Source organism: Paenibacillus sp. FSL R10-2199, assembly GCF_038000235.1.
In the GTDB taxonomy this organism is placed as follows: Bacteria; Bacillota; Bacilli; order Paenibacillales; family Paenibacillaceae; genus Paenibacillus_AQ; species Paenibacillus_AQ phytohabitans.
Genome location: NZ_JBBOBO010000001.1, coordinates 869,307 through 882,364, shown reverse-complemented (window position 1 = coordinate 882,364; position 13,058 = coordinate 869,307). Strand labels below are relative to the sequence as shown.

At 50.5% G+C, this 13,058-nt stretch carries 7 protein-coding genes and 3 rRNA genes; all 10 read left to right on the top strand.

Annotated features, from left to right (window positions below):
• Positions 1–8: 8 nt before the first annotated feature.
• The 10 genes from folK (at position 9) to NYE33_RS03760 (ending at position 12,996) form a co-directional block, all read left to right on the top strand.
• The gene (folK, locus tag NYE33_RS03805; protein WP_039309538.1) at positions 9–560 is read left to right on the top strand and encodes a 2-amino-4-hydroxy-6-hydroxymethyldihydropteridine diphosphokinase; all 552 of its coding nucleotides are present in this window, start codon (positions 9–11) and stop codon (positions 558–560) included.
• Positions 527–721 carry a helix-turn-helix domain-containing protein gene (locus tag NYE33_RS03800; RefSeq protein WP_331281725.1) on the top strand — a complete coding sequence of 65 codons (195 nt, stop codon included), beginning with the start codon at positions 527–529 and terminating at the stop codon, positions 719–721. The genes folK and NYE33_RS03800 overlap by 34 nt, the downstream gene beginning before the upstream one ends.
• A 39-nt stretch (positions 722–760) precedes the next feature.
• Positions 761–1,777, top strand: a complete 1,017-nt coding sequence (dusB, locus tag NYE33_RS03795; RefSeq protein WP_042132702.1) for a tRNA dihydrouridine synthase DusB — start codon at positions 761–763, stop codon at positions 1,775–1,777.
• Between the two features lie 224 nt (positions 1,778–2,001).
• Entirely contained in the window at positions 2,002–2,481 is a 480-nt protein-coding gene (gene greA / locus NYE33_RS03790) for a transcription elongation factor GreA (protein WP_039309541.1), read from the top strand.
• A 195-nt stretch (positions 2,482–2,676) separates the two neighbouring features.
• Positions 2,677–4,191, top strand: a complete 1,515-nt coding sequence (lysS, locus tag NYE33_RS03785; protein WP_042132703.1) for a lysine--tRNA ligase — start codon at positions 2,677–2,679, stop codon at positions 4,189–4,191.
• A 366-nt stretch (positions 4,192–4,557) separates the two neighbouring features.
• A 16S ribosomal RNA gene (locus NYE33_RS03780) occupies positions 4,558–6,115 on the top strand.
• A 335-nt stretch (positions 6,116–6,450) separates the two neighbouring features.
• Positions 6,451–9,381, top strand: a 23S ribosomal RNA gene (locus NYE33_RS03775).
• A 127-nt stretch (positions 9,382–9,508) separates the two neighbouring features.
• Positions 9,509–9,625, top strand: a 5S ribosomal RNA gene (gene rrf / locus NYE33_RS03770).
• Together the 16S, 23S and 5S rRNA genes form the textbook arrangement of a ribosomal RNA operon.
• 389 nt (positions 9,626–10,014) lie before the next feature.
• Complete coding sequence (guaB, locus tag NYE33_RS03765; RefSeq protein ID WP_039303893.1) at positions 10,015–11,472, top strand: IMP dehydrogenase; 1,458 nt, start codon at positions 10,015–10,017, stop codon at positions 11,470–11,472.
• 165 nt (positions 11,473–11,637) lie between these two features.
• Entirely contained in the window at positions 11,638–12,996 is a 1,359-nt protein-coding gene (locus tag NYE33_RS03760; protein WP_341064805.1) for a D-alanyl-D-alanine carboxypeptidase family protein, read from the top strand.
• Positions 12,997–13,058: the final 62 nt, after the last annotated feature.

The window sequence follows — 13,058 nt, the reverse complement described above, 5'->3', positions numbered from 1 at the left end:
ACAGAGTCATGAATATACATTCTACCTCTGAGGCATCAGAGGCTTATATTGCTTTAGGGGCTAATTTGGGCGACCGTGAAGGAACGCTGAGAGAAGCTTTGAACCAGCTGGACCGGCATGAAGAGATTGAAGTTCTACGCACCTCATCGGTATACGAGACCGAGCCGGTGGGTTATCTGGATCAGCCCCAGTTTCTTAATATGGCTGCGGCTCTGCGTACTACGCTTGCTCCGGAGGCTCTGCTTCATGTCATGCTGGAGACAGAAACCCGGTTAGGCCGTGTACGTGATATCCGCTATGGGCCGAGAACGGTGGATTTGGATTTGCTTTGGGTAGAGGGGTTGAGCCTGGATACACCAGACTTAACGCTGCCGCATCCCCGGATGCTGGAGCGTGCGTTTGTGCTCTTACCGCTTAGTGATATCGTTTCGCAGAATGAAGAGTCTTCCGGATTCCGCGGCTTAATTACAACAGCGCTTCAAGACATAGACGGAAAGGAAGGAATTCGCTTGTGGACAACAAACGTATGGGACGGCGGGTTAGAGCGTTCCGAAAGCTGAAGGGTTACACTCAGCAGGAGTTGGCGGATTCTGTCGGAATATCCTTGGCCGTGCTTGGTACGGTCGAGCGGGGTAATAGACGTTTAGAAGATCAAATTTTAAATAAAATTGCGGATGTCCTGGGAGTTACGGTCGATGAATTAGCCAACCCGGCTACATGAGCTCCTCAAGCTGATCCGCAATATAAGGAAGTGATTCGAATGTTGAAGATTGGCGATATTGAGATGAAGAACCAGGTGGTGTTGGCCCCTATGGCCGGCGTGTGTAATCCTGCATTTCGTCTGATTGCCAAGGAATTCGGGACGGGTCTAGTCTGTGCCGAAATGGTGAGCGGCAAAGCTATTGTGCATGGCAATGCGCGTACCCGCGAGATGCTGTTTGTGGATGAGCGTGAGAAACCGCTGAGTCTGCAGATTTTTGGCGGAGACCGCGAGTCGCTGGTTGATGCAGCCAAAATAGTGGATAAAGAAACGAACGCCGATATCATTGACATTAATATGGGCTGTCCGGTGCCGAAGGTGACGAAATGTGATGCCGGAGCGCGCTGGCTGCTGAATCCGGACAAGATTTATGAGATGGTATCTGCCGTTGTGGATGCCGTGGATAAACCTGTGACGGTGAAGATGCGGATCGGCTGGGACAGCGAGCATATCTTTATCGAAGAGAATGCGCGTGCAGTTGAGCGTGCCGGAGGCAAGGCAGTCAGTGTTCATGGCCGTACCCGCGAGCAGCTCTATACAGGGCATGCCGACTGGAAGTATATCCGGATGGCCAAAGAAGCTGTATCCATTCCGGTCATCGGCAATGGTGATGTGAATACACCTGAAGATGCGCGGGCGATGCTGGATCAGACCGGCTGTGACGGCGTAATGATCGGGCGGGGGGCGCTGGGCAACCCTTGGATGCTGTACCGGACCATTCAGTATCTGAGTACCGGAGAGCTGATGCCTGAACCGGACGCTGAAGAGAAGATCAAGGTGGCCATTCTTCACATGGACCGTCTGATCGCCCTTAAGGGTGAAGCGGTGGCGGTCCGCGAAATGCGCAAGCATCTGGCCTGGTATTTGAAGGGGCTTAAGTCAGCCGCCCGGGTGAAGGACGTTATTATGGAAGAAACGAAACGTGACGAGATGGTGCGGATTTTGAGTGATTTTGTCGTTCAGCTTAAGGATGAAGAAGCGCAGGAAGGCGCGGATAGCGCTCTTTCGGCCGTTTAATTCCCTGATTTGCCGCATTGTCAGACCCGTCCCTGCCTGCATCATTGAATATCGCTAAACATTATATGGGGCGTCATTGACATTTTGTAGCGGTTCCAATATAATTTCACAGTATAAAATCGCCGTTACAGCAGGAGCAATGGAGAAGGAGGGTTCTGTTCCCTCCGGATTCGCATATAGTATGGTGTTTTCAATAAATGTATACGACAGGAGAATCGGTTGAGATGAGCGATAAAGAAGTCATCCTTACACCGGACGGACTTAAGCGTCTGGAAGAAGAACTGGAGACCCTCAAATCCGTAAAACGCCGCGAGGTAGCGGAACGTATTAAAGTGGCCATCGGCTACGGAGATATCAGTGAAAACTCGGAATATGAAGACGCAAAGAATGAGCAGGCCTTTATCGAAGGACGTGTTCTGACTTTGGAGAAGATGCTGCGCAACGCGCGTATCATTAATAGTGATGAGATCGTGACAGATGTGGTAAGCATCGGAGTAACAGTGAACGTTGAGGATATGGAGTACGGAGACGTTATGGAGTATACAATCGTCGGAACCGCCGAATCCGATCCGCTGAATAATAAAATCTCCAATGAGAGCCCGGTAGGCAGAGCCATCATCGGTAAGAAGATTGGTACCATTGTGGATGTAAGTGTCCCTGCAGGCGTCATTCAATATAAAATTCTTGATATCAAAATGAAGTAAGATGGATCCGAAAGCTTCCTTAGGGGAGCTTTTTTCAAAAGAAAAGAATTTATAGGCTTCGCGCAACGTATAACAACCGAAAAATATGGGTGAACACATACAGCTTATATTTTGTACTGGAACGGACTGTCCCCTTGGTATGAGGGCGGAGCCGTTTCTTCTTTTGTATACCGTGAGTAAGAGAGGATGAAGAACATGTCGGAAGAAATCAACAACGTGGAAACTACAGAGAGTGAACTAAGTGAGCTGCTGCAGATCCGCCGGGGTAAGCTGGACGAGCTCCGCGCGCTGGGAATCGACCCGTTCGGCAAGAAATATGAGCGTACCGCAGCAGCTGGCGATCTTCTGGCCAAGTATGACGGACTAACCCATGAGGAACTGGACGAGCTGGCGCTTGAGGTTAGTGTGGCAGGACGTATTATGGCTAAACGGGTAATGGGTAAAGCGAGCTTCTCGCACATCCAGGATCTCAGCGGCAAAATTCAGATTTATGTCCGCCAGGACAGCATTTCTGAATCCCAGTACGCAGCTTTCACCATTCTGGACCTGGGCGATATTATCGGAATCCGCGGTACCCTGTTCAAGACCAAGACCGGCGAAACCTCTATTAAAGTGCATAACCTTGAGGTGCTGTCCAAATCCCTGCTTCCGCTTCCAGAGAAATATCACGGACTGAAGGATGTAGAGCTCCGTTACCGCCAGCGTTATGTTGACCTGATTATTAATCCGGAAGTACAGCAGACATTTATTGCGCGTTCACGGATTATCCAATCGATGCGCCGTTATCTGGACTCGCTGGGCTATCTGGAAGTAGAGACTCCAACACTGCATACCATTGCCGGTGGAGCCGCCGCCCGTCCGTTTATTACACACCACAACACGCTGGACATGCAGCTGTATATGCGTATCGCAATCGAGCTTCACCTGAAACGTCTGATCGTAGGCGGTTTGGAAAAAGTATATGAAATCGGCCGTGTATACCGTAACGAAGGGATCTCCACACGCCATAATCCGGAATTCACGATGATTGAGCTGTACGAAGCATATGCGGACTACAAGGATATCATGCAGCTTACAGAGAATATGATTGCTCATATCGCCCAGGAGGTTCTTGGCAACCAGGTGATTAACTACCAGGGGCAAGAAGTTGACCTGTCTCCAGGCTGGCGCCGTGTGACCATGGTGGACGCTGTCAAAGAAGTAACCGGCGTAGACTTCGGGGTCCATATGACGAATGAAGAAGCACAGGCTCTGGCTAAGGAGCATCGTGTGCCGGTTGAGAAGCATATGACCTTCGGACATATTCTTAACGCATTCTTTGAGCAGTTTGTAGAGGAAACGCTGATTCAGCCGACGTTCGTAATGGGACATCCAGTAGAAATATCACCGCTGGCCAAAAAGAATGATCAGGATCCGCGCTTTACCGACCGCTTCGAGCTGTTTATTGTAGCCCGTGAGCATGCGAATGCGTTCAGTGAGCTGAACGACCCGATTGACCAGCGTCAGCGCTTCGAGGCGCAGATTCACGAGAAAGAGCAGGGGAATGACGAAGCGCATGAGATGGATGATGATTTCATCCGTGCACTGGAATACGGAATGCCGCCTACAGGCGGACTGGGAATCGGCGTAGACCGTCTTATCATGCTGCTTACGAATGCCGCGTCTATCCGCGATGTACTGCTGTTCCCTCATATGCGCAACAAAGACTGAATAATTATCTGATCTGTAACCATAATATCCAAGGGAGCTGCACAAGCGGTTTCCTTGGAACAATGGTTAGCGGTTAGTTGAAAATAATGCTTGCAATAAGACTTTATACATGATATATTCTATTTCTGGCCGCGAAACATCAACGCCGAGCTCGAAAAAGAAGTTGAAAAAAGAGCTTGCATTGATCGGCTGGATGTGATATATTATAAGAGTTGCTGGTGACGCGATGAGCGGCACTGACAACGAGCTTGATCTTTGAAAACTGAACAACGAGTGAGTATCGGAAATCACGAAAGTGACTTCCAAAAAAGAGAATAAAAATTCTCGTCAGATGTTTCAAAATGAGCAATCGCTCTTTCTAAATACAATTTGGAGAGTTTGATCCTGGCTCAGGACGAACGCTGGCGGCATGCCTAATACATGCAAGTCGAGCGGAGTTTGAATGGAAGCTTGCTTCCATTCATGCTTAGCGGCGGACGGGTGAGTAACACGTAGGCAACCTGCCCTCAAGACTGGGATAACTACCGGAAACGGTAGCTAATACCGGATAATTTCTTTCCTCTCCTGAAGAGAGAATGAAAGGCGGAGCAATCTGCCACTTGGGGATGGGCCTGCGGCGCATTAGCTAGTTGGTGGGGTAACGGCTCACCAAGGCGACGATGCGTAGCCGACCTGAGAGGGTGAACGGCCACACTGGGACTGAGACACGGCCCAGACTCCTACGGGAGGCAGCAGTAGGGAATCTTCCGCAATGGGCGAAAGCCTGACGGAGCAATGCCGCGTGAGTGATGAAGGTTTTCGGATCGTAAAGCTCTGTTGCCAGGGAAGAACGTCCGGTAGAGTAACTGCTACCGGAGTGACGGTACCTGAGAAGAAAGCCCCGGCTAACTACGTGCCAGCAGCCGCGGTAATACGTAGGGGGCAAGCGTTGTCCGGAATTATTGGGCGTAAAGCGCGCGCAGGCGGTCATTTAAGTCTGGTGTTTAAACCTTGGGCTCAACCTGGGGTCGCACTGGAAACTGGGTGACTTGAGTACAGAAGAGGAAAGTGGAATTCCACGTGTAGCGGTGAAATGCGTAGATATGTGGAGGAACACCAGTGGCGAAGGCGACTTTCTGGGCTGTAACTGACGCTGAGGCGCGAAAGCGTGGGGAGCAAACAGGATTAGATACCCTGGTAGTCCACGCCGTAAACGATGAGTGCTAGGTGTTAGGGGTTTCGATACCCTTGGTGCCGAAGTTAACACAGTAAGCACTCCGCCTGGGGAGTACGGTCGCAAGACTGAAACTCAAAGGAATTGACGGGGACCCGCACAAGCAGTGGAGTATGTGGTTTAATTCGAAGCAACGCGAAGAACCTTACCAGGTCTTGACATCCCGATGAAAGCATTAGAGATAGTGCCCCTCTTCGGAGCATTGGAGACAGGTGGTGCATGGTTGTCGTCAGCTCGTGTCGTGAGATGTTGGGTTAAGTCCCGCAACGAGCGCAACCCTTGACTTTAGTTGCCAGCAGGTGAAGCTGGGCACTCTAGAGTGACTGCCGGTGACAAACCGGAGGAAGGTGGGGATGACGTCAAATCATCATGCCCCTTATGACCTGGGCTACACACGTACTACAATGGCCGGTACAACGGGAAGCGAAACCGCGAGGTGGAGCCAATCCCAGCAAAGCCGGTCTCAGTTCGGATTGCAGGCTGCAACTCGCCTGCATGAAGTCGGAATTGCTAGTAATCGCGGATCAGCATGCCGCGGTGAATACGTTCCCGGGTCTTGTACACACCGCCCGTCACACCACGAGAGTTTACAACACCCGAAGTCGGTGGGGTAACCCGCAAGGGAGCCAGCCGCCGAAGGTGGGGTAGATGATTGGGGTGAAGTCGTAACAAGGTAGCCGTATCGGAAGGTGCGGCTGGATCACCTCCTTTCTATGGAGAATCGTCACCTGCAACGGTGACATTCAAATCGGAAGCGTAAGCTTCCACAACTCAGGTTTAGGCCTGTTACTCACTCGTTGGTCAGTTTTGAGAGTTCAAACTCTCAAGTAAGACACTTGATCCTTGAAAACTGGATACCGAAACGAATTTGCGTTTTAGAACATCTTTTAGCTGAAACTTGTGTAAGCAAGTTGAAATAGTTATTAGTGCAGAACGAAGGTTTTCGATTGTGCAGCGACCTTTGGCTTTGAATGTGTTGGTGAATGGAGCAATCCATGAGCGGCATTCAAAACAAGATGAGCAAGCAAGCGAAACACCGGAGTGACGGTTAAGCTAATAAGAGCACACGGAGGATGCCTAGGCGCCAGGAGCCGACGAAGGACGTGGCGAACAACGAAACTGCCTCGGGGAGCTGTAAGCAAGCTTTGATCCGGGGGTGTCCGAATGGGGAAACCCAGCTGTGGTAATTCGCAGTTACTCGTATCTGAATACATAGGATACGCAGAGGCAGACCAGGGGAACTGAAACATCTAAGTACCCTGAGGAAGAGAAAACAATAGTGATTCCGTCAGTAGCGGCGAGCGAACGCGGAACAGCCTAAACCAAGGGGCTTGCCTCTTGGGGTTGTGGGACGTCTCACATGGAGTTACAAAGGAATATGGTAGGCGAAGAGGTCTGGAAAGGCCCGCGATAGAGGTAAAAGCCCTGTAGCCTAAACTGTGTTCTCTCCGAGACGGATCCCGAGTAGTGCGGGGCACGTGAAACCCCGTATGAATCCAGCAGGACCATCTGCTAAGGCTAAATACTACCTGGCGACCGATAGTGAAACAGTACCGTGAGGGAAAGGTGAAAAGCACCCCGGAAGGGGAGTGAAATAGAACCTGAAACCGTGTGCTTACAAAAAGTCAGAGCCCGATCTATGGGTGATGGCGTGCCTTTTGTAGAATGAACCGGCGAGTTACGTTTAACATGCAAGGTTAAGGTGAGAAGCCGGAGCCGCAGCGAAAGCGAGTCTGAATAGGGCGATTGAGTATGTGGACGTAGACCCGAAACCGTGTGATCTACCCCTGTCCAGGGTGAAGGTGCGGTAACACGCACTGGAGGCCCGAACCCACGCATGTTGAAAAATGCGGGGATGAGGTGGGGGTAGCGGAGAAATTCCAATCGAACTCGGAGATAGCTGGTTCTCCCCGAAATAGCTTTAGGGCTAGCCTCGGTGAATGGAGTGGTGGAGGTAGAGCACTGATTGGGTGCGGGGCCCGCAAGGGTTACCAAGCTCAGTCAAACTCCGAATGCCATTAACTTCTTGCCGGGAGTCAGACAGTGAGTGCTAAGATCCATTGTCAAAAGGGAAACAGCCCAGACCATCAGCTAAGGTCCCCAAGTGTGTGTTAAGTGGGAAAGGATGTGGAGTTGCACAGACAACCAGGATGTTGGCTTAGAAGCAGCCACCATTGAAAGAGTGCGTAATAGCTCACTGGTCGAGTGACTCTGCGCCGAAAATGTAACGGGGCTAAACACACCACCGAAGCTATGGCTAGATGCTTTGCATCTGGGGTAGGGGAGCGTTGTATGTAGGTTGAAGGTGTACCGTAAGGAGCGCTGGACAGCATACAAGTGAGAATGCCGGTATGAGTAACGAAAAGATCAGTGAGAATCTGATCCGCCGAAAGCCCAAGGTTTCCTGAGGAAGGCTCGTCCGCTCAGGGTAAGTCGGGACCTAAGGCGAGGCCGAAAGGCGTAGTCGAAGGACAACAGTTTGAAATTACTGTACCACCGTAATCCGCTATGAGCGATGGGGTGACGCAGGAGGGTAGTGACGCGGACTGATGGATATGTCCGTCTAAGCAGTGAGGCTGATGTGTAGGCAAATCCGCACATCACTAAGGCTGGGCTGTGATGGGGAGCGAAAATTGTAGTAGCGAAGGTCATGATCTCACACTGCCAAGAAAAGCCTCTAGCCAGGAGAAGGTGCCCGTACCGCAAACCGACACAGGTAGGCGAGAAGAGAATTCTAAGGCGCGCGGAAGAACTCTCGTTAAGGAACTCGGCAAAATGACCTCGTAACTTCGGGAGAAGAGGTGCCTCGGTAGGGTGAATAGCCCGAGGGGGCCGCAGTGAAAAGGCCCAAGCGACTGTTTAGCAAAAACACAGGTCTGTGCGAAGCCGCAAGGCGAAGTATACGGGCTGACGCCTGCCCGGTGCTGGAAGGTTAAGGGGAGTGGTTAGGGGTTAAACCCGAAGCTGTGAACCGAAGCCCCAGTAAACGGCGGCCGTAACTATAACGGTCCTAAGGTAGCGAAATTCCTTGTCAGGTAAATTCTGACCCGCACGAATGGCGTAACGACTTGGGCGCTGTCTCAACGAGAGATCCGGTGAAATTTTAATACCTGTGAAGATGCAGGTTACCCGCGACAAGACGGAAAGACCCCATGGAGCTTTACTGCAGCTTGATATTGAATTTGGGTACGATCTGTACAGGATAGGTGGGAGCCGGTGAGGCAGGAGCGCAAGCTTCTGCGGAGGCGCCGTTGGGATACCACCCTGATCGTATCTAGGTTCTAACCTAGTGCCCTAATCGGGTACGGGGACCGTGTCAGGCGGGCAGTTTGACTGGGGCGGTCGCCTCCTAAAGAGTAACGGAGGCGTTCAAAGGTTCCCTCAGAATGGTTGGAAATCATTCGCAGAGTGCAAAGGCATAAGGGAGCTTGACTGCGAGACCTACAAGTCGAGCAGGGACGAAAGTCGGACTTAGTGATCCGGTGGTACCGCATGGAAGGGCCATCGCTCAACGGATAAAAGCTACCCTGGGGATAACAGGCTTATCTCCCCCAAGAGTCCACATCGACGGGGAGGTTTGGCACCTCGATGTCGGCTCATCGCATCCTGGGGCTGAAGTAGGTCCCAAGGGTTGGGCTGTTCGCCCATTAAAGCGGTACGCGAGCTGGGTTCAGAACGTCGTGAGACAGTTCGGTCCCTATCTGTCGTGGGCGCAGGAAATTTGAGAGGAGCTGTCCTTAGTACGAGAGGACCGGGATGGACGTACCGCTGGTGCATCAGTTGTTCCGCCAGGAGCATGGCTGAGTAGCTACGTACGGACGGGATAAGCGCTGAAAGCATCTAAGCGTGAAGCCCCCCTCAAGATGAGATTTCCCAATTAGTAAGACCCCTTGAAGACGACGAGGTAGATAGGTTGGAGGTGGAAGTGCAGCAATGCATGGAGCTGACCAATACTAATCGGTCGAGGGCTTATCCAAATTTCTTAGAGCGCAGATTCGTTTCGGATTCAGTTTTCAGGAATCAATTCCTGAACGCAACGAAATTCATTCACACATCCGTGATGAACCGAATTTCAAGCGGCAGCGTCTGTTTCACAGACGCATGTTTGGTGGCGATAGCGGAGGGGTTCCACGCGTACCCATCCCGAACACGACCGTTAAGCCCTCCAGCGCCGATGGTACTTGGACCGAAGGGTCCTGGGAGAGTAGGACGCCGCCAAGCACATGAAGCCATTGTTGAGCAATCGACAATGGCTTTTTTGTATACTTTTATACATGGACAATGCATAGACGTTAAAGTGTTAAATTATGGATTATTATATAATCTGTCCACTGCACACGGACTTTAGTCCAAGAATTCGCTTACCCGGAGCAAGATTTCTTAATACCTTATCAGAAGATGTAATATTCTTGACAGGCCAAAAGCCCTTTGCTAAGATAGCTCTAATATATTTTTGGACAAGCATCTCAAACCTTAACTGAAGACACTATTATGTATAACTCCCAAGCCTTTACCGCTGTCTATCAGGTATGGACTTGAAGCAGGAGTTTTTTTATTCATAAGTTGGCAGGCAGGTGGAGAAAAGAATATTTCGAGGAGGAATGACCCAGGTGTGGGAAGATAAGTTTGGTAAAGAAGGATTCACTTTTGATGATGTGCTGCTGGTTCCGCGTAAATCCGAGGTACTGCCTAAGGAAGTGGATTTAACCACTGTACTTAGCAAGAATGTGAAGCTGAACATCCCTTTGATGAGTGCAGGTATGGATACAGTCACGGAAGCAGCTATGGCGATTGCTATTGCCCGCGAGGGCGGGATCGGCATCATTCATAAGAATATGTCCGTGGAGCAGCAGGCGGAAGAGGTGGACCGTGTGAAGCGCTCCGAGAGCGGCGTTATTACCAATCCATTCTCACTTACGCCAGACCACTGGGTATCCGATGCTGAAGTTCTGATGGGTAAATACCGCATTTCAGGTGTACCTATCGTAGATGAAGGCGGTAAGCTTGTTGGTATTCTGACTAACCGTGATTTGCGTTTTATCCACGATTTCAATATTCAGATCAAAGAAGTTATGACTCATGAGAATCTGGTTACCGCTGCTGTAGGTACAACCCTTCAGGAAGCGAAAGGCATCCTTCAACGTCACAAGATCGAGAAGCTGCCGCTGGTGGATGAGCACAATATTCTTAAAGGTCTCATTACTATTAAAGATATAGAGAAAGCTATCCAGTTCCCTAACGGGGCCAAGGATGCTCAAGGCCGTCTGCTTGTTGGAGCTGCAATCGGTATTTCTAAGGATACATTTGAACGTACAGAGGCATTGGTAAAAGCCGGTGTTGACCTTATTACAGTGGATTCGGCACACGGACACCATATTAATATTATCGACGCGGTCCGCCAGCTGCGCGAATTGTATCCTGATCTTACTATTGTGGCCGGTAATGTAGCTACAGGTGAAGCTACCCGTGAATTGATTGAAGCCGGAGCATCCGTGGTCAAGGTCGGTATTGGACCCGGATCGATTTGTACAACCCGCGTAATTGCAGGTATCGGCGTTCCGCAGGTTACAGCAATCTATGATTGTGCAACGGTTGCCCGCGAATACGGAATTCCAGTTATTGCTGACGGGGGAATTAAGTACTCCGGAGAGATCACCAAGGCAATTGCTGCCGGAGCCGCTGCAGTGATGATGGGCAGCTTGTTCGCCGGTACGGAAGAGAGTCCTGGGGAGTCGGAAATTTATCAGGGACGTAAATACAAGGTATACCGCGGAATGGGCAGCATGAGTGCCATGAAGCAGGGCAGTAAAGACCGTTACTTCCAGGATGATGATAAGAAGCTCGTTCCTGAAGGGATTGAGGGCCGGGTTGCATTTAAAGGGCCGTTGTCCGATACTGTTCATCAACTGATCGGCGGATTGCGTTCTGGTATGGGTTACTGCGGTACGAAAACATTAGAGGAACTGCGCAACGACACCTCATTTATCCGGATCACAGGTGCGGGACTTCGTGAAAGTCACCCGCATGATGTGCAGATTACCAAAGAAGCGCCGAACTATTCCCTGTAAACCGGGAAGAATCGCATATTTTTGCGGACAGGCAGGACTAAATTCGTCCTGCCTGTCTTTTTTTGCAGATACCCCTGTGTTAGAATAGAACAAGCACTGATCTGAGGATTAAAGGAGAGTTAATCATTGAAGTACAAGCGGAAACTAAGTAGTAAGCAACTTGTGATGAAGACAGCGACAGTAGGTCTGCTTTTAAATATGCTAGCATTCCCGGCAGCGTCTGCGATGGCAGAGGCGGTAAGCACACCGGCTGCAACAGAGGCTACGGCTCCATCGACAGCGGCAACACCTGCCAAAACGGCAGTAACCAAGATTCCAAGCGTGGAGTCACTGGGACTGAATGTAAAATCTGCAGTATTGATTGAGCCTACTACAGGCGAGGTCCTGATGTCGCTCAATGCCGATCAGCCTATGCCTCCAGCGAGTATGACCAAGATGATGACAGAATATCTGGTTACCGAAGCCGTAAATAGCGGCCAGCTATCCTGGGACGAGAAGGTTATTGTACAGGAGAATGCATCTAAGCAGACCGGATCGCGGATTTATCTGGCTGCAGGTGATGAACATACGGTTAAAGAACTGTACATAGCGATGGCGGTAGGTTCTGCTAATGATGCCACAGTAGCTTTGGCGGAGCTGGTCTCGGGTTCGGAGCAGCAATTCGTAACACTTATGAACGAGACTGCCCAGAAGATGGGCATGAAGACCGCTTTCTTCATTAACTCCACCGGACTTGACCGAGCGGACATGCCGGAGAAATTCCGTCCGCAGGCAGAAGGCGAAACGGTCATGTCTGCAATGGATGCAGCCATTCTTGCCAAAAATATTGTAACGGATCATCCGGACTTCACTGAATTTACAACGATCCAATCCTATAAATTCCGTGAGCGTGACACCAAACCGATGATTAACTATAACTGGATGCTGGAAGCCAACAAGGATATTGCTAACTTCAAAGCCTATGCTTATCCGGGTCTCGACGGATTGAAGACTGGACACACCTCCAAAGCCGGTAACTGCTTCACAGGTACTGCTGTGCGTGACGGCATGCGTCTAATCAGCGTAGTTATGGGAGCGGACTCTGAAGCACACCGTTTCACGGAAACGAAGAAGGTGCTTGATTTCGGCTTCAACAATTTCGAGATTAAGCAGGTGGTAGCGCCTAAGGCTGTCATCGCCGGTACTGAAACGGTGCCTGTACTCAAAGGCAAGAATAAGGATGTACCTGTTGTGACGGATGCGGGAGTTACGTTCATGGTACCAAAGGGTACGGTTTCTCCACAGATCAAAACTACAGTGGTGACGAACGACCCGGCAACCTTGATCGCGCCGATTGCCGGAGCCAGCAAAGTAGGTAAGGTCACATATACCTACCAGATCGAAGGAATGTCTCAGGTTCAGGAGAAGACGGTTAACCTGATTACTGCCGAGGAAGCAGAGAAGGCTGGCTGGTTCAAACTGCTAATGAGAGCAATCGGAGAATTTTTTGGCGACCTGTTTACAGGAATTAAGAACTTGTTCTAACCGCACGGCAGTCTAATGCCAGCATTACGACAAAATCCCAGTAAATAGGTTGTATATATCAC